The sequence below is a fragment of the Achromobacter sp. JD-1 genome, assembly GCF_038594925.1.
In the GTDB taxonomy this organism is placed as follows: Bacteria; Pseudomonadota; Gammaproteobacteria; order Burkholderiales; family Burkholderiaceae_B; genus Achromobacter; species Achromobacter spanius_C.
In genome coordinates this window covers 138,888-162,073 of the sequence record NZ_JBCGCS010000007.1, presented here as the reverse complement: position 1 = coordinate 162,073, position 23,186 = coordinate 138,888, and the positions used below count along the sequence as shown (strand labels likewise).

General features: G+C 63.0%; 19 protein-coding genes. 6 read left to right on the top strand and 13 right to left on the bottom strand.

What is annotated here, in order from left to right:
- The first annotated feature begins 138 nt into the window (after positions 1-138).
- Positions 139-1,176 carry a DUF2235 domain-containing protein gene (locus WBR68_RS13380; RefSeq protein WP_230694489.1) on the top strand — a complete coding sequence of 346 codons (1,038 nt, stop codon included), beginning with the start codon at positions 139-141 and terminating at the stop codon, positions 1,174-1,176.
- An 80-nt stretch (positions 1,177-1,256) separates the two neighbouring features.
- Here the strand turns inward: WBR68_RS13380 and WBR68_RS13375 are convergent, their stop codons facing one another.
- The 13 genes from WBR68_RS13375 to WBR68_RS13315 all read right to left on the bottom strand — a co-directional run bounded on the left by WBR68_RS13375 (position 1,257) and on the right by WBR68_RS13315 (position 14,191).
- On the bottom strand, positions 1,257-2,561 hold the full coding sequence (locus WBR68_RS13375; protein WP_050449417.1) for an ABC transporter substrate-binding protein: 1,305 nt from the start codon (positions 2,559-2,561) through the stop codon (positions 1,257-1,259).
- Positions 2,562-2,597: 36 nt separating this feature from the next.
- Positions 2,598-3,722, bottom strand: a complete 1,125-nt coding sequence (locus WBR68_RS13370) for a zinc-dependent alcohol dehydrogenase family protein (RefSeq protein WP_050449416.1) — start codon at positions 3,720-3,722, stop codon at positions 2,598-2,600.
- Positions 3,719-4,471: a glucose 1-dehydrogenase gene (locus tag WBR68_RS13365; protein WP_127185831.1), complete on the bottom strand. Its 753-nt coding sequence runs from the start codon at positions 4,469-4,471 to the stop codon at positions 3,719-3,721. The genes WBR68_RS13370 and WBR68_RS13365 overlap by 4 nt, the downstream gene beginning before the upstream one ends.
- A gap of 27 nt (positions 4,472-4,498) precedes the next feature.
- A complete protein-coding gene (locus WBR68_RS13360; RefSeq protein WP_230694488.1) occupies positions 4,499-5,935 on the bottom strand; it encodes an aldehyde dehydrogenase family protein in 1,437 nt (478 codons plus the stop codon).
- A 16-nt stretch (positions 5,936-5,951) separates the two neighbouring features.
- Positions 5,952-6,608: an ABC transporter ATP-binding protein gene (locus tag WBR68_RS13355; protein WP_127185833.1), complete on the bottom strand. Its 657-nt coding sequence runs from the start codon at positions 6,606-6,608 to the stop codon at positions 5,952-5,954.
- Between the two features lie 3 nt (positions 6,609-6,611).
- Complete coding sequence (locus WBR68_RS13350; protein ID WP_050449412.1) at positions 6,612-7,352, bottom strand: ABC transporter ATP-binding protein; 741 nt, start codon at positions 7,350-7,352, stop codon at positions 6,612-6,614.
- 2 nt (positions 7,353-7,354) lie between these two features.
- A complete protein-coding gene (locus tag WBR68_RS13345) occupies positions 7,355-8,371 on the bottom strand; it encodes a branched-chain amino acid ABC transporter permease (protein WP_050449411.1) in 1,017 nt (338 codons plus the stop codon).
- Positions 8,371-9,276: a branched-chain amino acid ABC transporter permease gene (locus tag WBR68_RS13340; protein ID WP_050449410.1), complete on the bottom strand. Its 906-nt coding sequence runs from the start codon at positions 9,274-9,276 to the stop codon at positions 8,371-8,373. Before WBR68_RS13340 ends, WBR68_RS13345 begins: the two co-directional genes overlap by 1 nt.
- 266 nt (positions 9,277-9,542) lie before the next feature.
- Positions 9,543-10,130 (bottom strand): DUF4340 domain-containing protein, encoded by a 588-nt coding sequence (locus WBR68_RS13335; protein WP_230694487.1) that lies wholly within the window; start codon positions 10,128-10,130, stop codon positions 9,543-9,545.
- A gap of 71 nt (positions 10,131-10,201) precedes the next feature.
- Entirely contained in the window at positions 10,202-11,587 is a 1,386-nt protein-coding gene (locus tag WBR68_RS13330) for a GldG family protein (RefSeq protein ID WP_230694486.1), read from the bottom strand.
- Positions 11,584-12,297 carry an ABC transporter permease gene (locus tag WBR68_RS13325; RefSeq protein ID WP_230694485.1) on the bottom strand — a complete coding sequence of 238 codons (714 nt, stop codon included), beginning with the start codon at positions 12,295-12,297 and terminating at the stop codon, positions 11,584-11,586. Before WBR68_RS13325 ends, WBR68_RS13330 begins: the two co-directional genes overlap by 4 nt.
- Entirely contained in the window at positions 12,294-13,262 is a 969-nt protein-coding gene (locus tag WBR68_RS13320; protein ID WP_127185838.1) for an ABC transporter ATP-binding protein, read from the bottom strand. The genes WBR68_RS13325 and WBR68_RS13320 overlap by 4 nt, the downstream gene beginning before the upstream one ends.
- 62 nt (positions 13,263-13,324) lie before the next feature.
- The gene (locus tag WBR68_RS13315; protein ID WP_230694483.1) at positions 13,325-14,191 is read right to left on the bottom strand and encodes an N-acyl homoserine lactonase family protein; all 867 of its coding nucleotides are present in this window, start codon (positions 14,189-14,191) and stop codon (positions 13,325-13,327) included.
- Between the two features lie 320 nt (positions 14,192-14,511).
- Between WBR68_RS13315 and WBR68_RS13310 the strand changes: the two genes are divergently transcribed.
- The 5 genes from WBR68_RS13310 (at position 14,512) to WBR68_RS13290 (ending at position 22,887) form a co-directional block, all read left to right on the top strand.
- Positions 14,512-15,366 (top strand): hypothetical protein, encoded by an 855-nt coding sequence (locus WBR68_RS13310; protein WP_230694482.1) that lies wholly within the window; start codon positions 14,512-14,514, stop codon positions 15,364-15,366.
- Positions 15,367-15,523: 157 nt separating this feature from the next.
- On the top strand, positions 15,524-17,602 hold the full coding sequence (locus WBR68_RS13305; protein WP_230694481.1) for a type VI secretion system Vgr family protein: 2,079 nt from the start codon (positions 15,524-15,526) through the stop codon (positions 17,600-17,602).
- Positions 17,603-17,650: 48 nt separating this feature from the next.
- Complete coding sequence (locus WBR68_RS13300) at positions 17,651-20,242, top strand: M23 family metallopeptidase (RefSeq protein ID WP_230694480.1); 2,592 nt, start codon at positions 17,651-17,653, stop codon at positions 20,240-20,242.
- Entirely contained in the window at positions 20,239-20,838 is a 600-nt protein-coding gene (locus WBR68_RS13295; protein WP_157055345.1) for a hypothetical protein, read from the top strand. The genes WBR68_RS13300 and WBR68_RS13295 overlap by 4 nt, the downstream gene beginning before the upstream one ends.
- A gap of 150 nt (positions 20,839-20,988) precedes the next feature.
- On the top strand, positions 20,989-22,887 hold the full coding sequence (locus tag WBR68_RS13290; protein WP_230694479.1) for a sigma-54-dependent Fis family transcriptional regulator: 1,899 nt from the start codon (positions 20,989-20,991) through the stop codon (positions 22,885-22,887).
- Positions 22,888-23,186 lie beyond the last annotated feature (299 nt).

Here is a 23,186-nt window from a genome sequence, read left to right as displayed (position 1 = left end):
AGGCGGTGTACATGCCGCCAGCAGGGAAACCACGCAGGCGGCAAACGCGCAACCCGCGTGCTAGCGTGCCTTACGCGGGCGTCATCGCAGCCAGCAACAGATGTATCGGAAGACTCGATCTGTGGGGAGCTGAACATGATGAAGAATCTGGCCATCTTCTTTGACGGCACGTGGAACGAACCCAACGACCGCACCAACGCCTACGAGCTCTACAAAGCCGCCCCGGAAACCAGCACGCAGGAAACCCTGTATATCGAAGGCGTCGGCACGCAAGGCCAAGGTCTGTGGGCCGCCATCGACAAATTCCTGGGTGGCGCATTCGGCGCCGGGCTATCCGCCAATATCCGCCACGGCTACCAATGGCTATGCCAACGCCAGGAAGCCGGCGATCACATCTTCCTGTTCGGCTTCAGCCGTGGCGCGTACTCGGCGCGCAGCCTGGCCGGCATGGTCCGCAAATGCGGGCTGCTTAAAAGCCCCACTGACGACAACGTTGCTGAAGCCTACGCGCTCTATCGCGACGATTGCCATCCGTCTTCCATCGAAGCGCTTTCGTTTCGCACGCAATTTTCGCGCGACACCGACCTGCATTTTGTGGGCGTCTGGGACACGGTAGGCAGCCTGGGGATACCCGTCGGCGGCATTTCGTTTCCCGGGTTTTCCAAGTTCTATAACTTCCACGACACCGAACTCAGCAATCATGTCCACCATGCTTATCATGCAATTGCCACGAACGAATATCGCGAGCCATATTTTCCGACCTTGTGGACGCGGCTGGTTAACTCCGAGCCCCGTCCTGCGGACAGACCGGTAGAGCAGCGCTGGTTTATTGGCGCGCATTCGGATATTGGGGGTGGGTATCGGGACGGGAGTTTGCAGACGCTGCCGGCGGCTTGGCTACAAGAGAAAGCGCGGTACGTCGGGCTTGAAGCGGGCGTTCCGCAGCGGGTATCCACGGACTACGACCAGTGTCATCCGCATGACTCGTATAAGGAGTTCACCGAGAAGGTGCTGATTCATGTAAAGAAGCGAGCGCGGCTTTGGGATGGCGCGACGGTGTTGAACCTGACGGTGGATGAACGATTGGTGAAGCGCCTGGAAAGGAATGCGGAGTACCTGAAGGAGTTTCCGGATTTCAAGGAGGCGGTGGCAGGTTTGCCGGTGGGGCGAAGCTAGACCACCACTTCACCGTCCGTATCAAAAAAAAACCCGACGATTTCTCGTCGGGGAATCCCTGCACACACAACACAGCTTGCTCAGTTCGAATACACCTTGATCTGGTCGCTTTTCAGCACGTCCGGGGTCAGGTTCTTTTCAATCCAGCCCATCGACGTGTCTTCCACGCCCGGGGTTACCAGTTCCGCCGGCACGATCGTAATGTCGGCCAGGACCTTGAACGGATATTTGTCGCTCTTCTTGGTCACGCCGAACAACTGCGCTTCCAGGGCTTGGCCGTCGGCACGGTGCATTTTGACTTCGCGGCCGTAGCCTTTGAAGTTCACGTCGTGCATGGCGGCGGCCACTTGTTCCACGGTGGGCCAGGCACCGCCGTTGTCCTTGATGGCTTTTTCGTAGCCGGCTTTCAGGCCTTGAAGCGCTTGCGCCATGTGGTAGACCGAATAGATCGGATACGCGCCCGTCTTGTCGTGGAATTTCTTCACGAAAGCCTGGTGCTGCGGGTCGTCCTTGGTTTCCGGGTGCAGGAAGTAGTGGTCGCCGCGCGCGCCGACGTAGACGCCTTCGGGCAAGGCGTTGCCCAGGCGTTCCAGCGAGCTTTCGGCCAGCGACAGCACGAAAGTGGAGTTCTTGAACAGGTTGCGTTGCGAGGCCTGGCGCACGAAGTTGTCCAGGTCGCCGCCCCACGAAGTGGACACGATGACGTCGGGGCGCAGGGCTTGCAGGCGGCTGATTTCGGTGGAGAAGTCGGCGGCGCCGAACTTGGGGAACATCTCGGCCACGACCTTCACATCAGGCTTGAACTTCTTCAGCGCGGCCATGAAGATGTCACGCGAATCGCGGCCCCAGGCGTAGTCCTGGTTGACGATGGCAATCGTCTTGAAGTCGGGTTTGACCTTCATCAGGTACAGCACCTGCGCGACCATTTCCGTGGTGGCGTTGGCTTGGGTACGCACCACGTACTTGTACTTCTTGCCTTCCAGGGCCTTTTCCGTGCCGCAGTCCCACATCACGTTCAGCACTTTCAGGTCTTCGGCGACGGGGGCCACGATGTTGCAGTTGCCGCTGGAAATCGCGGACAGCATCACGCGGGTGCCACCTTCGGCCAGGCGGCGGTATTCGGACAGCAGCTTTTCACCGCCGCCGCCTTCGTCGATGTAGCTGGGCACGATCTTGACGCCGTCGATACCGCCCGCGGCGTTGAGATCCTGGATGAGGATTTCGGCCGCATCGCGGGCGGGTACGCCGAACACCGAGGCCGAGCCCGACAGGAAGGTCGAGATGCCGATGTTCAGTTCCTTGGGCTTGTCGGCGGCGCTAGCCAGGGCCGCGAAGCCGGACAGCACGGTGGCGCCTAACAGGGCGGCGAGTCTTGAGGTTTTCATGGTCTTGTCTCCAGTGTTGTAGTCGGGTCTATGCCCTTAGAAAACGATGGCGTCGCGCAGGCTGCCGCCGGTGGCGAGGTGATCGAACCCCTCGTTGATCTGGTCCAGCGAAAATGATTTGCCCATCATCCTGTCCACCGGCAAGCGGCCGGCTTTGTACAGATCGATGTAGCGGCCGATGTCGATGGCGGGCACGCCCGACCCCAGGTAGCTGCCGCGTATGTCGCGCTCTTCGCCCACCATCTGCGAGAGCGACAGCGGGAAGCTGAACTTGGGGTTGGGCAGGCCCGACGTGACGGTGGCGCCGCCGCGCCGGGTCAGCTTGTAGGCGGTCTCGAACGCGGGCACGGCGCCCGCCATGTCAAAGCCGTAGTCCACGCGGCCGCCTGCCAGGTCGAACAGGTCGTCGTCCGTCTTGACCTGCTTAGGGTTGACCACGTGGGTGGCGCCCAGCTCTTTGGCCAGGGCGAGTTTTTCGTCGCTGAGATCGACGGCAACGACGCGCCGCGCGCCGGCCGCAACCGCCGCCAGCAAGGCCGACAAGCCGACGCCGCCCAGCCCGACGATGGCGGCGGTATCGCCGGCCTTGATGCGCGCCCGGTTCAGCACCGCGCCCGCGCCGGTCAGCACGGCACAGCCGAACAGCGCGGCCTCGCGGTGGCTGAGTTCAACGTTGACCTTCACGCAGGAACGACGCGACACCACGGCGTATTCGGCAAAGCAGGACACGCCGGTGTGGTGGTTCAGGTATTCGTCGCCGATGTGCAGGCGGCGGTCGCCGCCCAGCAAGGTGCCCTGCGTGTTGGCGGCGGCGCCGGGTTCGCACAGCGCGGGGCGGCCTTCCATGCAGGGGTTGCAGCAGCCGCAGCTGGGCACGAACACCATGGCCACGTGATCGCCGGGTTTCAGATCGGTAACGCCAGGGCCGGTCTCGACCACTTCGCCCGATGACTCATGCCCCAACACGATCGGCACGCCGCGCGGGCGGTCGCCGTTGATGACCGACAAATCGGAATGGCACAGGCCGGCCGCCTTGATGCGTACCAGCACTTCGCCCGTGCCGGGCGGGTCCAGTTCGACCTCGGTAATGGCCAATGGCTGGGTCTGAGCGTAGGGGCCGGGCACCCCTACGTTACGCAACAACGCCGCTTTGATTTTCATACCGTGCGTCCGCCGTCCACGGGGAACTCCACGCCGGTGATGAACTCCGCGGCGTCGCTGGCCAGGAACAAGGCCGCCGCCGCCACGTCCGAGGGTTGGCAGAAGCGGCCCAGCGGAATGGTGGACACGAACTTGGCGCGGTTCTCGGGCGTGTCGGGCAAGCCCATGAACAGTTCGAACATGCCGGTGATGCCCATCACAGGGCAAATCGCGTTGACGCGGATGCCGTCGGGGCCAAGTTCCACGGCCATGGACTTGGACAGCACGTTGACCGCGCCCTTGGACGCGTTGTACCAACTGAGGCCGGGGCGCGGGCGGATGCCGGCGGTGGACCCCACGTTCAAAATCACGCCGCGCTTTTGCTTGCGCATCACGGGCACCACGGCCTGCGCCATGTGATAGATGGACTTCACGTTGATCTCGAACATGCGGTCGAACATGGCCTCGTCCACGTCCAGCATCGGCTGGTTCTTGTGGGTGATGGCGGCGTTGTTGACCACGATATCGACCGACCCGAATTGCTCCAGGCACATGCGCACCACGTTATCGATGTCGGCGCGGCTGGACACGTCGGCCTTCACGGCAAGCGCGGCCGCGCCCACTTCGCCGGCCACGCGGTCGGCGGCTTCCTTGTTGATGTCGGCGATGACGACCTTGGCGCCTTCCTTGGCGTACAGCTTGACGATGCCTTCACCGAAACCGCTGCCCCCGCCCGTGACGATGGCGACCTTACCCTGCAACTGACTCATGACTGGACTCCGTAGATGGCGTGGCGATCATTCGCCGTAGAACTGGATCAACGTTTTCGTGGTGCTCATTTCTTCCAGGGCGATAAAGCCCTTCTCGCGCCCGTGGCCGCTTTTCTTGACGCCGCCAAACGGCAGTTCGACGCCGCCGCCCGCGCCAAAGCCATTGATGTAGACCTGGCCGCATTTGATGCCGCGCGCCACGCGCTGCTGGCGTCCGCCGTTCTCGGTCCAGACCGCGCCCAACAGGCCGTAGTCGGTGGCGTTGGCCAGCCGGATGGCGTCGGCTTCGGTGTCAAAGGGCAGCGCCACCAGTACCGGCCCGAAGATCTCTTCGGTCAGCAAGCTGCTGTCATGCGAGGGCGCGGAGAACAGCGTGGGCTTCACGAAGTAGCCGCCCTTGGGCACGCCATCGGCAATGCCGCCTTCGGCCGCCACGGTCAGGCCGTCGGCCAGACCCTTGGCGATGTAGCGGTTCACGCGGTCGAATTGCGCCTTGTTGACGACGGGGCCGCAGGTCAGGTCCATGTCGGGCGTGCCGGCGCGCACCTTGGAAAACTCTTCGGCCAGCGCCTTCATGAAATCGGCGTAAACGCCGCGTTGCACCAGCAGGCGGCTGCCCGCCGTGCAGGTCTGGCCGGTGTTGTGGACGATGCCCTTCACGATGGCGGGGATGGCCGCCTTGGTATTGGCGTCGTCAAACACGATGTGCGCCGACTTTCCGCCCAGTTCCAGCACGCACTTGACGGCGTTGACGGCGGCCGCCTGCTGGATCAGCACGCCCACTTCGTTCGACCCGGTGAAGGTGATGAAGTTGATGTCGGCGTGGCGCGACAGGCTGGCGCCCGCCTCTTCACCCAGGCCCGTCACGATGTTCAGCGCGCCCGCCGGAAAGCCCACTTCCAGGGCCAGTTCGGCCACGCGGATGATGGACAGGCAGGCGTCTTCGGCCGGTTTGACCACGCTGGCGTTGCCCATGGCCAGGGCCGGCGCCACGCTGCGGCCGAACATCTGCGCCGGGTAGTTCCACGGGATGATGTGGGCGGTGACGCCCAGCGGTTCGCGAATTAGCTGAACCGAATAGTCCTTCTGAAAAGGTATGGTCTGGCCATGGACCTTGTCGGCCGCGCCGCCGTAGAACTCGAAGTAGCGCGCCAACACGGTGATGTCGCCGCGCGCGGTGGACATGGGTTTGCCGGTATCACGCGATTCCAGCTGCGCCAGTTCTTCGTGGTGCGCCAAGACGGATTCACCCAGACGCAGCAGCAGGCGGCCCCGTTCCAACGCCGTCATGCGGCCCCAGTCGCCATCCAGCGCGGCGCGCGCGGCCTGCACGGCGGCATCGACGTCGGCCTGCTGGCCGCGCGGAATGGTGGTGAACACCTCGCCGTCCACGGGCGACACCACGTCGATGGTGCGCCCGTCCTGGGCGTCAACCTGGCGGCCGTTGATAATCATCTGCGTCATGCAATGTCTCCGGTAGTCAATTCAAGGTGATCGAGCCGCGCTCAATCGTCCATATCTGGTCAGGGATGCCGCCCAGCAGCTTCACGTTGGATTCGGTGATGACCACGCACAGCTCGGGCTGCAACTCCTTCAGGCGTTCCAGCGCTTCGGTGTAGTCGCGCGCGAGCTTGGGGGCCAGGCCCTGGAAGGGTTCGTCCAGCATCAGCAAGCGGGTGCCGACCATGATGGCGCGCGCCAGCGCCACCATCTTTCCCTGGCCGCCCGACAAGGCCGAGCCCGAGCGGCCCAGCATGGGTTCCAGTTGCGGCACCACCTTCAAGACCGTCTGGAGTCGCGCCGCGATGTCCGTCTTGGACTGGCCTTGCACCTCGCAAGGCAGGTTCAGGTTTTCTTGCACGGTCATGGTGGGGAAGATCACGCGGTCTTCGGGCGCGTAGCCCACTTTCAATGCGGCGCGCTTGTGGCCGGGCATGGCGCTGAGGTCGGCGCCGTCAAACATGATCTTGCCCGACTTGATCTTGGTCAGGCCCATGATGGTGCGCAGCAACGTGGTCTTGCCCGCGCCGTTGCGGCCCACGATGCCGATGGTCTTGGACGCGTCGAAGCTGGCGCTGACGTCGCGCAGAATGCGGTTGCCGGCCAGGTCTACGTTGATGTCGGATAGGTTCAGCATGACTCAGGCCCCCAGCACTTCGCTTTTGATCTGCGGGTTGTTCAGGACTTCGTCCGGCGTGCCATCGGCCGCCACCTTGCCCGCGATCCAGGCGGCCACGCGCGTGGCGTAACGCGACACGATGTCCACGTCGTGCTCCACGAACCAGCTGGTCACGCGGCGTTCGTCCAGCGCATGCATCACGGTTTCCATCAAGGCGAATTTGTCTTCGGACGCCACGCCGCTGGTGGGCTCGTCCATGATCAGCAACTTGGGGCGCAGCGCCAGCGCCATGGCCACATCCAGCAGCTTGCGCTTGCCTTCGGGCAGTTCAATGGACGCTTCGTCGGCTTCGGGCAAGAGGCCCACCAGGTCCAGCGTGGCGTCCACTTCCTTGTCGTCGATGGTGCTTTCCAAAGAGCGGAACCAGCTCAGTTCCTTGTTGCGGCGCGCGGCGGCAATCTGCACGCACTGGCGCACAGTGTGCTCGGTGAACAACTGCGGCAGCTGGAACGAACGGCCCAGCCCCAGGCGCACGATCTTGCGTGGGGCCATGGCCGTGACGTCGCGCCCGTCGAAGTACACCTTGCCTTTGGAGGGCGCCAGGTAGCCGGTGCAGATGTTGATGAAGGTGGTCTTGCCCGCGCCGTTCTGACCAATGACGGCCAGGCGTTCGCCTTCATGCAATTCAAAGTTGATGTTGTCGGCCGCGATCACGCCGCCGAAGGACAGGTGCAGGTCGGTGGTTTGAATAAGAGGTTTCATTTTCAGTTCCTAGCCGGCGATTGCGTAGCGGCGGAAACACGCGCCTGCAAGGCGGCGTTGGCGCCGGCGCGGGCCCGAGCTTGGTCGCGTTTTTTCGTGGCGACGCGCTGCATGATCTGGCCGACAAAGCCGGTGGGGAACATGAAGATCACCAGGATCAGCGTCAGGCCCAGCAAGAACTGCCACAGGCCGGGGAAGTACGCGGCCGACACCAGCTTCACGGTTTCAAAGCCCACCGCCCCCAGGAACGCGCCGGCGGCATGCCCGGCCCCGCCCAGAATCGTGATGAACACGAACTCGCCCGACCGCAGCCACGAGCCGATTTCCGGCGTGACCAGGCCCTGCATCAGCGCCAGGATCGCACCTGAAAACCCCACCACCACGGCCGACAGCAGATAGCCCTTCCACATGATGAAGTAAGCGGAAAACCCCAGGTATTCAATGCGCGTTTCGTTCGTCTTGATGGCCGCCAGCGCCTGGCCGCTGCCCGACCGGAAGTAGCGCTGCACCCACCAGGCCAGCACCAGCGATACGACCAGCGTCAACACCAGCAAGGCGCGTTCGAATGCATCGCGCTCCATCAGCACGCCAGCGATGGCGGGCCGCACGATGCGCATGCCGTCCGAGCCGCCTGTCAGGGTGTAGAGCTTGCCCAGCAGCGCAAACAACACCATGCTTAGCGCCAGGTTCAGCATGCCGAAGAAGATGCCGCGATACCGCACCACGAACAGGCCGATCACAATGGCGGCCAGGAAGCTGGCCACGACACCGGCCAGTATCAGCACCAGCGCATCGGCGCCCGGCATGGCGCGCGCCAGAAAGGCCACCGTGTAGGCCGAGATGCAGGAATACATGGCGTGGCCGAACGAGATCTGGCCGGCGCGGGCCATCACCGACACGCCTAAGGCGGCGATGGCGTAGGTCAGGCCGATGACGATCGGCGTGATGGTCCACGAATAGGTATAGCCAAGCAATAGCGTGGCCAGCGCGGCCACGAGGCTGAGTACGACGACTTTCATCAGATCCTCCGGGCTTGGGCGACGGTGAACAAGCCATGCGGCCGGATGATCAGCACCAGCACCATGATGATGTACGGCACCGCCACTTCAAGTTCAGGCGCGGCGTAGACGGCAATGGAGCGCATGACGCCAATCAGCAATGCGGCAATCAGCGCGCCAGTGATCTGCCCCAGGCCCGCCGTGGCGACGACGGCGAACGACAGCACGGTCATGTCGGTGCCCGCGCCCGGCACCAGCGACGTGGTGGGCGCGGCCATCGCGCCGCCCAGCGCGCCCAGAATGGTCGCGATCACGAAGGTGACGTAGCCGATCTTCTTGGCGTTGATGCCCAGCGACGTGGCCACTTCACGGTTGTGCGTGGTGGCCACCGTCTGCTTGCCCAGCTTGGTGTGGCGCAGGAAGAATTCCAGGCACACGTAGGCCAGCACGGCGGTCACCGGCACCACCACCAGTTGGTAAGTGGTGTAGGTGATGTCACCGATTTCGATATTGCCCAGGCGGTTGACGACTTCGCTGGCGCTATAGGGCTGCGCGCCCCACAGCAGGCGCTGAATGTCTTCCAGCATCAGGAAGCCGCCAAAGGTGATCAGCAGCTTCAGAATGGGGTCGTAATTTTGCGCACGGCGGATCAGCACGAATTCCATGATGCTGCCCAAGGCCAGGCCCACCGCGATGGCGGCCACGAACAAGGCGGCGAACAGCAGGAAGGGGGAATCGGTCTTGGGCGCCAGGAACATGACGAGGCTGGCCGCGGCATAGCCACCGAAGGCGTAGAAGGCGCCATGGGCGACATTCAAGATGCCCATCACGCCGAACACCAGGGTTAGTCCCATCGACACCAGGAACAGCAGACTGGCGTACGCCACGCCATCCACCAAGGCGAGAGGCAGTAGATCCAAGGTCAAGCGTCTTCTCCCAATCCGCTAAGCACCTGCCGCGCGGGCGATGCGTTGCCTTGGCAACGTGCGTCCCCAGCACGGTGGTACGGGCATGTCGCCCGGGACGCGCATGGCGCGCCCTTGTCTCGTTATGGACCTTGCCGTGCCTGTTTCCGATGCAATACGGATCAGGCCGGAAGGCGTTTATATGGACGGGTGTGATGGCTGGCAATGCCCGCTTTTCGTACTCGTCCGATGTGGAAAAGAAGTATAGGGATGCGCGTTTTCAGCGCCTATTTATCTTTGTGCAAGCCGGGTTTCACAAGCGATAGAGTGGCCGTTGAAGGCGTGCTTATCGTCTGCGGGTTTACCTGGATCGCTGCCAAAGGCGCCCGCGTCTGGTAATTGGGGATGATGCGCAGATGCGGCTCGTCGGGCAATTGCACATAACGGCCTAGGCCATCCGGCGTAAGCGCCCCCACGTCCATGCGGGCCAGCGCGGCGCCGTTGGCGTCGTCGATGGCGATACGCAGCGCGGGTGGGTTCAAGCCATAGGATTCGTCCGCATGCGGGTTCAGGATGCGGTCGCTGCGCGCGTGCGAGAACAAGTTCAGAAAGTCGGCAGCGTCGAAGTTGGCGGCGGCGGGCGTCGCTACCCAGCCTTGCGCGCCGCGTTGCAGCGTCAACGTTTGCTTTGATGCCTGCGCGGATGCGGGGATCTCCAAGGTGATGCGGGCCGCTTGCTCCGCGTTCCAGGCATACAGGCGCGCGGGCTTGCCGGTATCGTCGTGCAGATGCGTGTGGCCGCCATGCATGGCGGGCGACTCCCCGGCTTCATGCCACTGCCACGCCGACAGCGCCACCCCAGCCGCCAGCAGCATTGGCCACGCAAGGCGAAGGCAATGGCGACGGCGAAGGCCACCGCCTATGCGCGCCGCGTTCATTGCCCCGTTCATCGCCGCCTCCACCACAGCAACAAGCCCGTCATCAACGCCAGCAGCGGCAAGACCACGGTGCTGGTCCAGAACACCGTACGCATCTGGCGATTGGTAAGTTCGACGCGGCGGTTTTCATAATGGCGCGGGCGGATCGTCAGCAAGGCGTCTTCGCCAGCCAGCAGCGTGACCGCGCTGGTGAAGAGCGCGCCGTTGCCCAGGGTGGCGAAATGGCGGTTGGTCGCAAAGTCGCTATCGCCCGCCACCAACAGGGTGGGCCGCGCCGATCCGTCCGTACTCGCCGCCTGCGCGTTGCGCGTGGCCAGCGCCATCAAGGTATGCCGCGTGCCGGCTTGACCCGGCAGATGCGCCTGGGCAGACGTCTGCGCCACCGGAATCACGGTCACCCCCGGGGGCAGGCTGTCGCCCGCGGGCTCCAGCACAGCCGCGCCGGGAAAAAAGCTTAATGGCAGGCCGCGCGTCATCTTGTGGCGGGTGTAGTCGCTAACCGCCGGGCTACCGGCGTCGTTGCGATAGTGGCTGCCCGGGTCCACCAACGCACCGGCAGGCCGCGCAATGCCGAAGTCGGCCAGCAAGGCGTCCAGGCCATGCTGCGTGTCGGGCTCCAGCAGCAGCAAGGTCTTGCCGCCAGCAGCGGTCCAGCGGCGCAGCGCCCGCGTGTCGTCCGCGCCGAAGGGCGTGCGCGGGCCGGCCGCCACCACCACGGCGCAGGCTGGCAGCGCTTGCGCCAGGCTGCCCGCGTTCACGGCGCGGGTGCCAAAGCCCAACGTCTGCAAGGCATTGCGCGCCATTGCCATGCCGTGCTGCTCATGCACTTCGACACGCGCCACCAGGTTTTCGTCGTCGCCGTGGTCTTCCAGATCGTCCAGCGACGTCAGGCTGTCCAGCATGGCTTCGCGATGCCCTTGCGTGAAGCACACCGTTTGCGCGCCCTGCTGGCTGATGCGGATCAGTGCGTTGGTGAAGTCGGTTTCGGTGCCGCCGTTGATCGTCATTTTGCGGCTGTCGGCGGCCAGCACCGCGCTGCCCGCGAACTGGATGCCGGCTTCGCGCGCCTCGGCCGGGCGCAGCGCCGGGTCCACGCCGCGCACGCGGATCAGCGGGTTGGCGTGCTCGTACTGGCGCAGCAGTTCCAGCGCATCCACCATGCTTTTGTTGCGCAGGTCGTAGAACCAGGTCACGTCCACAGGCTGCTTGATCTGGCGCGCCACCTCCAGGCTTTCGGGCGACAGGCTGTAGAGCCGTTGCGCGGTCAGGTCCCAACGGCCCAGATGTCGGGATGCCCACAAGTTCAGCGCCAGCAGCAAGGCCGCGACCGCCAGCACGGGCAGCCATAGCCACAGCCGTCTGCCCGCGCGGCGCAAGCCGGGGTGGCCGTTCATCGCAGCCTCCAGCGCTTCAGGTTGACGGCCGCGATCATCAGCGCCAGCACCGCCACGCTGGCAAGCGTCACCGTGGCGGGCCCAGGCAGCACGCCGCGAATAAAGTCCACATGCTGCGCCGACAAGGACAGCGCCTGGAATAACGGCGACAAGGCCGGAAAGGCATCCAGCGCGGCCGGGTAATCCATGAACCACAGCAACACCAGGATGCCCCAGGTGGCGCTGGCCGCCACGATCTGGTTCGCGCAGGCGCTGGACACGGCAATGCCTATCGCCAGGAACAGCGCGCCGTACAGGAACACGCCGATGTAGCCGCCCACGATGGGGCCGTAGTCAGGCTGCCCGTACCAGGCCAGCGGCAGCACGGCGGCGCTCGTGCCCGCCAGCATCAAGGCCAGCACGGTCAGCCCCGCCGCGTACTTGGCCGCCACCAGCGTTGCGTCCGACAAGGGCAAGGTCAGCAGCAATTCCAGCGTGCCTTGGCGCGCCTCTTCCGCAAACGCGCGCATGCTGACCAGCGGCATCACCAGGATCAGCAGGATCGTCATGTTGTGAAACGCCGTCACCATTTGCCCGGTGCTGACGAAGAACAGATTGAAGCTGAACAGGTAGCCCGACAGCGCCCAGAACACGGCCACCACCACCAGCGCCACGGGCGAGCCGAAGTCGGTGCGCAGCTCTTTTCGGTACAAGGCAAGAAAGCCCTTCATGCGCGCCTCCGCAACACCGGATCATTTGGCGCCAGCGCCGCCAGCAGGCGGGTTTCGACGGCGTCGCGCAAGGACAGCACGGCGCGCACCTGGGCATGCGCCAGCACAATGCGCAGCACCTGGTCGCACACGGCGCCTGGCTGTTCACCACCACTGGCGGTGTTCCAACTGATGCGCCACTTGCTCAGCCCGGCGTCCAGCACCGTGGCGTCCACCGCGTGCACGCCCGGGCAGGCCGACAAGGCGGTATGCAAGGCCGCGTGGCCCGACATGGGCAAGGCCAGTTGCAATTGCAGCGCCGACTGCGCCTGGCCCAAGGCTGCGTCTTCCACCAGATGGCCTTGGCGCAGGATGGCGATGCGGGTGCACAGGGCTTCCACCTCTTGCATGAGATGGCTGCTGAACACCACCGCGCGCCCTTCGGCGCAGCGGCGGATCATGGCGCGTGCTTCCACGATCTGCACCGGGTCCAGGCCGTTGGTGGCTTCGTCCAGCAGCAGCACGGGCGGATCATTCAGCACGGCTTGCGCCAGCCCCACCCGTTGCCGCTGGCCCTTGGACAGGCGGCCGATGGCGCTGCCGGCAACGGCTTGCAAGTCGAAGCCGTCGATGGCGCGTTCAATGGCCTGGCGACGCGCGCGCGCCCCGCCGGCCACCTTTACGCCCGCGCCAAACTCCAGGTATTGCATGACGGTCAGCGCGTCGTACAGCGGCGCGCGTTCGGGCAGATAGCCGATGTCCGCATTGCCCCGGCCTGGGGCGGGTTCCTGGCCGCGCACGGTGACGCGGCCACTGTCGGGGGTGTAGAACCCGGCCATCAGGCGCAGGGTGGTGGTCTTGCCGCTGCCGTTCGGCCCCAACAGGCCCACGATTTCCCCGGGCGCCACGGAAAGGCTCAGGGAATGCAGGACCTGCCGGGGCCCGAACGACTTGCAGACCTGATGCAAAGCAACAGCCGGCTGCATGGGATGCCTTGGGTCGAAGTGGCGGGGTCGGGATTGCCCGGGTCGGTGTTGGGGCCAGCGCCTTAGTCAAAGATCTTGGTCTTGGCGTTCTGCGCATGCTGCTCGGCGTCGTGGCTATACCAAAGCTGCCCCTGGCGCGCATCGCGTATCTGCTTGAGCCGGTCGATAGCCTGCATCGACGCGGCGGTGTTCCAGGTGATGCCCGGAATGACGCCGGCCTCGTTTTCAGCGGTGTAGATGGCGTCAGCCGCCAGCAGCACCGTGCCGGTATTCTTCAGTTTCACTTGCAAGGACTGGTGGCCCTGCGTGTGGCCCTTGGTGTCCAGCAGCACGATGGTGCCGTTGCCAAACAGGTCGAAGTCGCCTTCCACCTGGATGAAGTCGTAGTCGCGCGTGGTGTCGAAGTCTTTCATGACATAGGCGGCGCGCTGGAATTTTTCGGGCCACCAGGCGGCGCGCAGCTCGGCCTTTTGCACCACATGCTTGGCCTTGGGGAACATCTTGATATTGCCGGCGTGGTCCAGGTGGAAGTGCGAATACACCACGTACTTCACGTCGCTGACGTCAAAGCCCGCGGCCTTCAACTGGCGGTCGATGACTTCGTCGCGGCCCTGGATGGAATTGAAGGCGCCGCACAGGCCCTGCCCCCAGTAGTTGGCGCAGTTGCCGTCGGCGGTGGCCTGGTTCATGCCGGTATCGAACAGGACCAGCCCGCGCGGATGCTGAATGACATAGGCGGGCACGGGGATCTTGATCTTGGTGCCCACATCGACCATGGCGGTCATGAAGCCTTTGTCCAGCTCGATCTTGCCCACGGACATCTGCATCAGCTTGACGTCGGGCGGCGCGTCGGCGGCCTGCGCGCCCGCCCCCGCCATGATCGCCATCGCCCCCAACACACCTGCAACGCTCTTCCAGCTTTTGCTCATTGTCGTCTCCTCGAACCAACATGGATGACCGCCACCACGTGGCAACGGTCGATAGCAAGCCACCCGGTGTGTCCCGGATTTCTTTCGATAGGGTTTTGCTGTGCGGGGTTGATGGCGCGGCGGATCGGTTCGCCGACCAGGACGGCATCTGACGGCCGTTTTCTCTGTTGCGCACTCTGACGCAGCGCCGCGTGGCTGCCAATTAAGGATTTATTAAGCTGGGCTTCACGGCGGCTGAACGGGTAGCAACCCTAGTCGCTATTCCGGCCCCAAGACGCGGCCTGAGTAAAATTCGAGCGTCTCCCCTCCGCCCACCCGCCATGCTCCGTCCCTATTCGCTGTTGACCGGCGCCTTGACCCTGGCCGCCATACTGGCTTGCGGCGCCGCACAAGCCGCCAGCGGCCCCTGCCCCGAAGCAGCCGGCATCGTGCGCGCCGCCTACAACAACACCGACAAGCCCGACGCCCAAGGCCGCATTCGCCTTGCGGAAGGACACGCCATCGTCACGCTGTCCGATGCCGATGTAGGCGCGCCGTTTGCCGTGGCCTGCAAGGTCTGGCCCGCCAACCCGGATCTGTTGCTGGTGGCGGTGCCCTTGATGCAGGACACGCCCGACCCCGAGAACGGCCACGTTGGCGACCTGGACGTGCTGGTGCTGGACAAGCAAACGCTAGAAGTGCGCCAACGGCGCAGGCTGGTGGACCTGATGTCGGACGATGCCGTGCGCATCGTCGGGCTGGCGTTCGACACGGCGCGCTATGACGTGGCGGCCGACCAGCGCGCCTTCGGCATCCGGATCGAACGCGAGGGCGCATCGCGCGCCAACCCCTTCGACGAAACCAGCCTGCGCCTGTTCACCGTGCATGCAAACGAATTGCGCCTGGTGCTGGACGGCATGATCGTCAACCACTCGTCCGGCGAATGGGACACCACCTGCGCGGGCGAATTCTCGGAAATCGCCGTCAGCCTGGCGATAGGCGACACGCAACGCCGTGGCTACCGCAACCTGATCGCCACCGAATCGTACTCGGCCAGCCGCGCTTCGGTGCAGCAAGGCGGCTGCGAGGAAAAAACCATCAAGCAAGGCAAGACCCGCCACACCCTGACGTTTGACGGCAAGCGCTACCGCATCCCCAAGGCGCTGCGATCCATGGATCGGGATACCGCTGGATAAGCATGATTTATATCGCTGGTTTCTGAAAAGGCCGGCATCAGCCAAGCACGCTCGATAACGTCCCGCCTTCGATGTTCAATATTTCTTAGTCGTCCTATAGCCATACCCTGAATCGCTGTCCAAGATGTGCCGCATCACGCACTCAATGGGGGGCATCGTGAGTCACAAACACGACTTTCGATTCAGCTTTGGCATCGTAGGCGGCATGGACTTTGAAGTGGTCGAGTTCACCCTGGACGAGGGCTTGTCCGAGCCCTTTCGCCTGGACCTAGCTCTGGCCAGCCATGAATCATCGGTGGACTTCGGCCTGGTGCTGGATCAGGCAGCGTTGCTGACCATCTGGCATCAAGGCATCCCAGTACGCTACGTGCACGGCGTGGTCTCGCGCTTCGAACAAGGCACCACCGGCTTTCGCCGCACCCGCTACCGCGCCACCGTCGAACCGCTATTGGCCCGCGCCGGCCTGTGTTCAGACTGGCGCATCTTCCAGCATCTGTCCGTACCCGAAATCCTGCAAGCGGTGCTTAAAGAACACGGGGTCCTGGACTACGAACAGACGGTCACCCACGAACATCTGCCCCGCGAATACTGCGTGCAGGCGGGCGACACCGATCTGTATTTCCTGGAACGCCTGGCGCGCGAAGAAGGCTTCTTCCATGCCTTTCATCATCATGCCAAAGGCCACCGCCTGGTCCACAGCGACCGTCTGCATATCCACGGCAACATCGACGGCGGCCCGGTTCAGTACCAGCCTGCACCGGGTGGCGACCAAGCCGAACCGGCGTTGCGCCGCTTCACCTACGCCGAACAGGTACGCACGGCCCGCCAAACCCAACGCGACTACACCTACACGCACCCCAGGTACACGCAGGAACACAGCCGCGATGGCGTCAACCTGGACCACCAGCATCGCCACTACGAACGCTATGACTACCCGGGCCGCTACAAACGCGACGAAGCGGGCATACCGTTCACCGAGAACCGCCTGCGTGGGCTACGGCGCGATGCGCGCGTCGCCACGGTCGAAGGCGATGACCCGCGCCTGGTCCCGGGCTTGTCATTCGAACTGGAAGGCCATCCGCGCAGCGACCTGAACCAAGGCTGGCGCCCGGTACGCATGCGTCATCACGGCGTGCAGCACAGCAGCCAACAGGAAGACGGCGCCGATGCACAGCAAGGCACGCGCTATGCCTACACGGCAGAGCTTGTCTCCAAACATACGGAATGGCGTGCCGAGCCGCTGCCCAAGCCGCGCATCGACGGGCCTCAAATTGCCACGGTGACGGGGCCAAAAGGCGAAGAGATTTATTGCGACAGTTACGGGCGCGTCAAAGTGCAGTTTCCCTGGGACCGCCTGGGCCGCCACGACGAACACAGTTCGTGCTGGATCCGGGTGTCGCAAAACTGGGCCGGGGCGATGTGGGGGCACATGGCCATTCCGCGCATCGGACAGGAAGTGATCGTGAATTTTTTGGATGGCGACGTGGACCAGGCTGTCATCACGGGCCGCACCCATATGGCGCTGCAACTACCGCCTTACGAACTGCCCCGTCACAAGACGCGCATGACGATCAAAAGCCAGACCCACAAGGGCGAAGGCTACAACGAACTGCGCTTTGAAGATGAGCGCGATCAGGAAGAAATTTTCGTGCATGCGCAGCGCGACCAGAACATCCACGTCAATCACGACGAAACCACCTTCGTGGGACACGACCGCAGCGAAAAGATCGAAAACGACGAGACGATCGCCATCGGCCGCGACCGCCGCGAAACCGTGGCCAACAACGAGCACGTCGATATCGGCCAAGACCGCCGTCACAGCACGGGCCAGGACGACTTCCTGAACGTGGGCCGCAATCACACCATACATACGGCCAAGGACCGCACGGAAGACGTCGGCAACAGCCGTCGCGACAAGACGGCGGCCAACCACTGGACCGACATCGGCGGGTATGCCGAAACGAAGATCGAAGGGTACGACCTGCTTGAAGTGGGCCAGAAGATACACCGCAAGACCACCGTCTACGAGTTGCAGACCGGCGAGAAAGTGATCTTCAAGGGCCCTGGCGGCACCATCACCATCGACGGCTCGGGCATCACGCTGGATGGCGTCGAAATCAAGATCAAGGGGCCCCTGAGCCAGAGCAGCTCGGGCAGCGGCAGCTCACTCCAGATAGCGGGAATGCCCGCCGTGTCGCGCGACGTCGACCCGGCGGATATTCCGTTGTCAGAGTAAGGAACCGCGCAGGAGTTCATCGCAGTTCGAACCTGGGAGTAAGACGTCATGTTGATCAGCGCACCCTTCCTACGCGCCGTGCTGCAAGCCGAAGACGCGGAGAGCAATGCCTACTGGAGCCTGGGTGAAAAATCCGGCAAGGGTGCGTTTCCTGTCAGCCATCAGTTTGGCTGGCATGGCGGAGTGCATCTGGTGGCGCCGGGGTCTCCACAGAATCCTGAACCGGTGCGGGCGATTGCGGATGGCGTCGTGGTGTATGCCAGGGCCAGCGACAAACCTAAACCGGCAATCGATGCCGCCTCGCCATCCAATGCCCCCTTGATGTACTACAAGGGCTGGACCAGCAACGGCGTCTTGGTCCTGAAGCACGACACCGAGATCGGTGAAGGCGTCAGCGTCACCTTCTATTCGATCTATCAGCACCTGCACGCTTTGGAAAAGAACGCGGGCACAAAACTCGCCTTGAACACCGGCGACAAGGTGTACCGCAAAGAGGCCATCGCTCAGGCGGGCTACATCTACGGTGAACCCCACCGCATTCACTTCGAAATCGTGGCCGACAAGGCCAACGTTGAGCGACTGCTGGGTCGCAGCACGGGTGAACTGAAAAGCAAGGAAGGCCGACGCGACTGCGTGTGGGGTGATATTCATTTTGTGCTGCCGGCCAATACCCCGCTGTACGACACGAACCCTCGTGAGTTTCGAAGCACCTATCTCACCCGCTTATTTCAATCCGGGCAACCGGGAAGCAATGATCGCCCCGATGCCATTGCATCCTTGTTCGGCACCACCCCGGATCAGTTGTGGAAGATGAACCGCAAGTCCATTAGCGGCGCGGTGCGGGAGGGGGACGAGAAGACGTGGTTCAACTGGGTAACCGGCGCCCACCAGAATATGTTTGATCTACCCACCCCTAGCGCAACCGAAAGAACGATCTACGTGCCTGGGGTATACGGCGCACTGGCCGACCGCTTTCCTTCCGGTTCAAATCCCGACCATTGGGCGAACTGGCATGTACCGGTGGCGGCACGGACGACAGCAGAGCTAATCATCAGCATCAGCGAACAGCGCGGAGTTTTCACGGTCACTGCCCGCAACCGGCAGGGCAAGGTAACCGGCATCTTGCAAGGCGCCGCCGAGAAAAGCGAGAGTTCGTACGAGCTTTACAACACCGCCGTCAAAAACTATCCAGGTTGCCCCAGCGCGGGCTTTGAAATGCTGCGCTTTGGCCGTGTGCTGGGTCCTGATGCACCAGCGCAAAGCGATCTGTATAACGGCCGGCTGCCGCATATCCGCAGAGTCCGGCTGTCTGATGGCAGCATATTTTTTGTTGATCTGAATGCGGCAGGCGTTCGCGTCTACAGCGACGCTGATTTTCCGCATTGGCAAGGCTGGACGTTTATTGACGACGACCTGGATGGGAATAGCCGGTGTGATTCCGGCACGCTGCTGAACCTGATTGAGCCGTTAAAACCCACGCCGCATCCGCTACCGCAGGTGACAGGCGTCATAGGCGACGCGATCCACAAGGTGGCGACCGGCGCGCACGCCTTGATGCAATACCAAGACCGCCTGGCACGCGCCACCGCCAAGATTCGCACCGCGCAGGTATCCAAGGCGTTGCGCCGCTGTGTGGTGAAGATTCCCACGGAATGGTCGCGTGACGATTTTGATCAGCGATGGGGCTGGCTGAAGGTCGACGATCCTGATCAACGCCCGGCGAATGTGTTGAGGACGAGTGAGTGCCTTAGCGATGAGGCGTATGGCAGGCTGAAGCGGCATCACCTGGCGCTGGCGTTTTGGGAGGAGGCGCAGGAGAAAGGCTTGGCGCTGGATAAGGTGCATTACCACTTTCATCCGTTGCAATTTATTGAGGAGTTTAAGAAATGTGGGTGGCTGAGCGCGAAGGAAATGGTCCAAATGCTGCCAGCCACCGGTTTGGGACTGACATATGAAGATGCGCTTTCAATCATTACTGTGGGGCAACACCGACAAGACAAATATGTCGTGCCCGCCGGGATGCACAGAGCTCTTAACCTGATTCGCAGGAAATACTATTTAGAACCTCCGATCCGGACAGCCCATTTCTGGGGGCAAATAGTGCAAGAGACCGACGGGTTTCAGACGGTACGAGAATATGCAAGCGGCGCAGCTTATGAATACAAGCCGGGCACCGGCAACACTGAGGACGGCGATGGACCACGATTTCGCGGAAGAGGCGTCATTCAGCTAACGGGACGAGCCCATTATGGAAGATACGAGAAATATCGCCGAAGGAACGTAACGCACGAACCCCATCAGCTTTTGCTTGAAGAAGATGCTTATTCTGCATGTGACGCGTCCGGTTTCTACTGGATCGCAGAAAGAACTCGGGATCGGATTCCAACCCCCCCGGGCAGCGCCAAAAAATACAGGTGGTTGCCAGATGGCCTAACCAATATAAGTACAAGAGCAGATATAAAGAATTTCCAAGACTTGAGCGATGGCACACATATCGCCGCCGATGTATTGAACGTCACCTTACAAGTAAACAGAGCGGCATCACATTTACAGAACAGAATCAAATATTTTTCCCATGCGTATCAGGCCATATCGGACGACGTTCCTATCAACCTTCCAGAGGGAAGCATTCGACCATGATTAAATTAATGGCTACCTTGATGCACTTAGGTATCATCGCATTTTCTTCAAATTCGAATGCCTCTAATTCCAGAGCTCTGTTTGACCTGTCCTCAGCTTGCGGATACTCAGTGCAATCGAGTCGACCGCTAGTTATCCAAGCCGATAAATGCAGATTTTTTTATGAAGATAAGGTGAATAGCCCCGCCTTCTATGGAAGCCTTAGATCGTTCAAGACAAACGAAACCCCTTCTCCGGACTTCGTGCTACTTAAATACGTAAATGGCCGATTAAAGTCCTTAAGAGAAGATTATTACGACAGCGCCCGCGACACAAAGCAGACCATTATAAAAAGGCGACACTACTCATTCCCCAGAAAAAACAATCGAGACACCACAATAATTACGCGACTTCAGGTCGACTATCTCAAAGAATCCCCTGACGCCACTGAACTGGAATCGGTTGAAGAGATATATGACTGCTGGGATGGCGTGGCTTACGGCACAACCTTTGGGGTTCAATACGCGCTCTGTTCCCTGGTGGGTCACCACAAAGATCCGCTCTTTTCGACCGCGCGCTGGCAGTATCAAGTAATCAAAAGCCTCAAAATCCAATAATGACCATACTTGAATCCAGCTTCAGCCGCCCCCCGCCCCAGCAATCGATGCCCCCCACCACCACTGGATAACCACCATTTACAAGCCGATTCGTCTCTGTGCATGCTGCCCTGTTGATCCGGCGTAGACCGGGCGCAACATGGAGACGACATGCCTAGTCAGGAATCCCTGCATACCGCCCACATCCGCGAGATCGAACAGGTGGGCCGGGGCCGGCCCACACAGCGCGACGCGCATGTGGTGCGCAGTTGGCTGCGCTGCCTGGATCAATACCGGCTGGACCCCGCGCAGGCTTGCGAAGCCTATATCGTGCCCGATGGCAGGTTGCGAGAACACCGCCAGCAATCCGAAGCACTGATCCGCATCGCGCGCAGCGGGCTGGACCATCTGTTCCGGCAGGTGGCCGGGCAAAACTACGTGTTGCTGCTGGCCGACCGCCAAGGCGTCACCGTGGAATTCCTGGGCGACCCCGCGCAGACGTCCAAGCTGCGCAAGGCGGGCCTGTACCTGGGATCGGAATGGTCCGAGCCGCGCGCCGGCACCTGCGCGGTGGGCGCCTGCCTGGAGACGGGCGAGGCGCTGACCATTCACCAGACTGACCATTTCGACAACACCCATACCCCGCTGTCCTGCACCGCCGCGCCGATCTACAACGCCGACGGGGAACTGGCCGCCGTGCTGGACATTTCCTTGCTGAGTTCACCCAGCCTGAAGACCAGCCAAAATCTGGCGCTGCACCTGGTCAACAGCACGACGCGCCGCATCGAACTGGCCAACCTGATGGCACGCACGCGCAACGAATGGGTGCTGCGCTTTGCGCGGTCGCCCGAGTTTTTGGACGTGGATCCGGAAGCGGCAATATCACTGGACGGCGCGGGCCGCATTCTGGGCATGACGCATTCAGGCGCCAAGCTGCTGGCGCGCGCTGCCGGGCTGGACTGGCGCCAGCCGGCGGGCCTGATCGGCCAACCGGTTACGCGCTTCTTTGACGTGCAGTTGGACGACCTGCCCCAATACACGCGCGGCCATGCGCCGCAGGACCGCCTGATCGTCGCGCGGGATGGCAACGCGCTGTTTGCGCACGCCATTGAACCGAACCGCAGTGCACGCGGCGCCACGGTCGCGGTGCGCGGCACCCCGTCCGCGCTGCGCGGGCTGGACGGCGGCGATGCCAGGATGGCGGCCTTGCAGACGCGCGCCGCCAAGCTTGCCCGGCAAGGCCTGCCTATCCTGCTGCAAGGGGAAACCGGGGTGGGGAAGGAATACCTGGCGCGCGCGATTCACGAAGACAGCCGGCGACCGGGCCGCTTCGTGGCGGTGAACTGTGCCGCCATTCCGGAATCATTGATTGAAAGCGAGCTGTTCGGCTATCTGCCGGGCGCTTACACCGGCGCTGCGCCGAAGGGCCGCAAGGGCCTGATCGAAGAGGCCGACGGCGGCACGCTGTTCCTGGACGAGATCGGCGATATGCCGCTGGCGCTGCAAAGCCGACTGCTGCGCGTGCTGGCGGAATCCGAAGTGACGCCCATCGGCGCGAACGCACCGCGCGCGCTGCGCCTGGCGCTGGTGTCGGCCTCGCACCGCGACCTGGGTGCGCTGGTGCGCGAGGGACGCTTTCGTGAGGACCTTTACTACCGCGTCAATGCCGCCACGCTGACCGTGCCCGCGCTGCGCGAGCGTCAAGACCTGGACTGGCTGATCGCACGCATGCTGGCGCGGCACCAGGATGAATCCGGCGCGCCCGTGCTGTCGCCCGCCGCGTTGCTGGCGTTGAAGGCGCATGCCTGGCCGGGCAACATCCGCGAACTGGCCAACGTGATCGCGGTGGCCGCCGCGCTGTGCGAACACGGCGTCATCGAACCGGGCGACCTGCCCGAAGCGCTGGCCCCGGGCGGCGTCGCGGTGTCGGCCGAGGAAGCGGCGTTGCGATCCACACTGGACAGTTGCGCGGGCAATGTGTCGGAAGCCGCTCGGCGGCTGGGCCTGGACCGTTCCACCGTGCACCGCCAGATGCGGCGTTACGGGCTGGGTCCGCGCGGGCGGCGCTAGGGCTTTCTGCACTGCCGGTTCCTGGCGTTGCTGTCCGCGACCAGGCCGTAAACTTGCCGCGCCGCCGCCAGTTAGCGCGCTTGGCCATGCCTGGCCGCAATTTGCCGCGCCTCGCCTAACTTGCGCCTGCCCTCGACCAAGCGCCTCCCGCCACACTGCCGCGCCACAGGTGTGGCGTCGCGCCACGACGAATCGGCAGCGTATTCGCCCGTTCCCCTGCGCCACGGGCGACGCCGCGTCCTTCATAACCTGGCACGCCGTTTGCATACACAAGCTTGAGCTGCCACCGGCCGGCACAG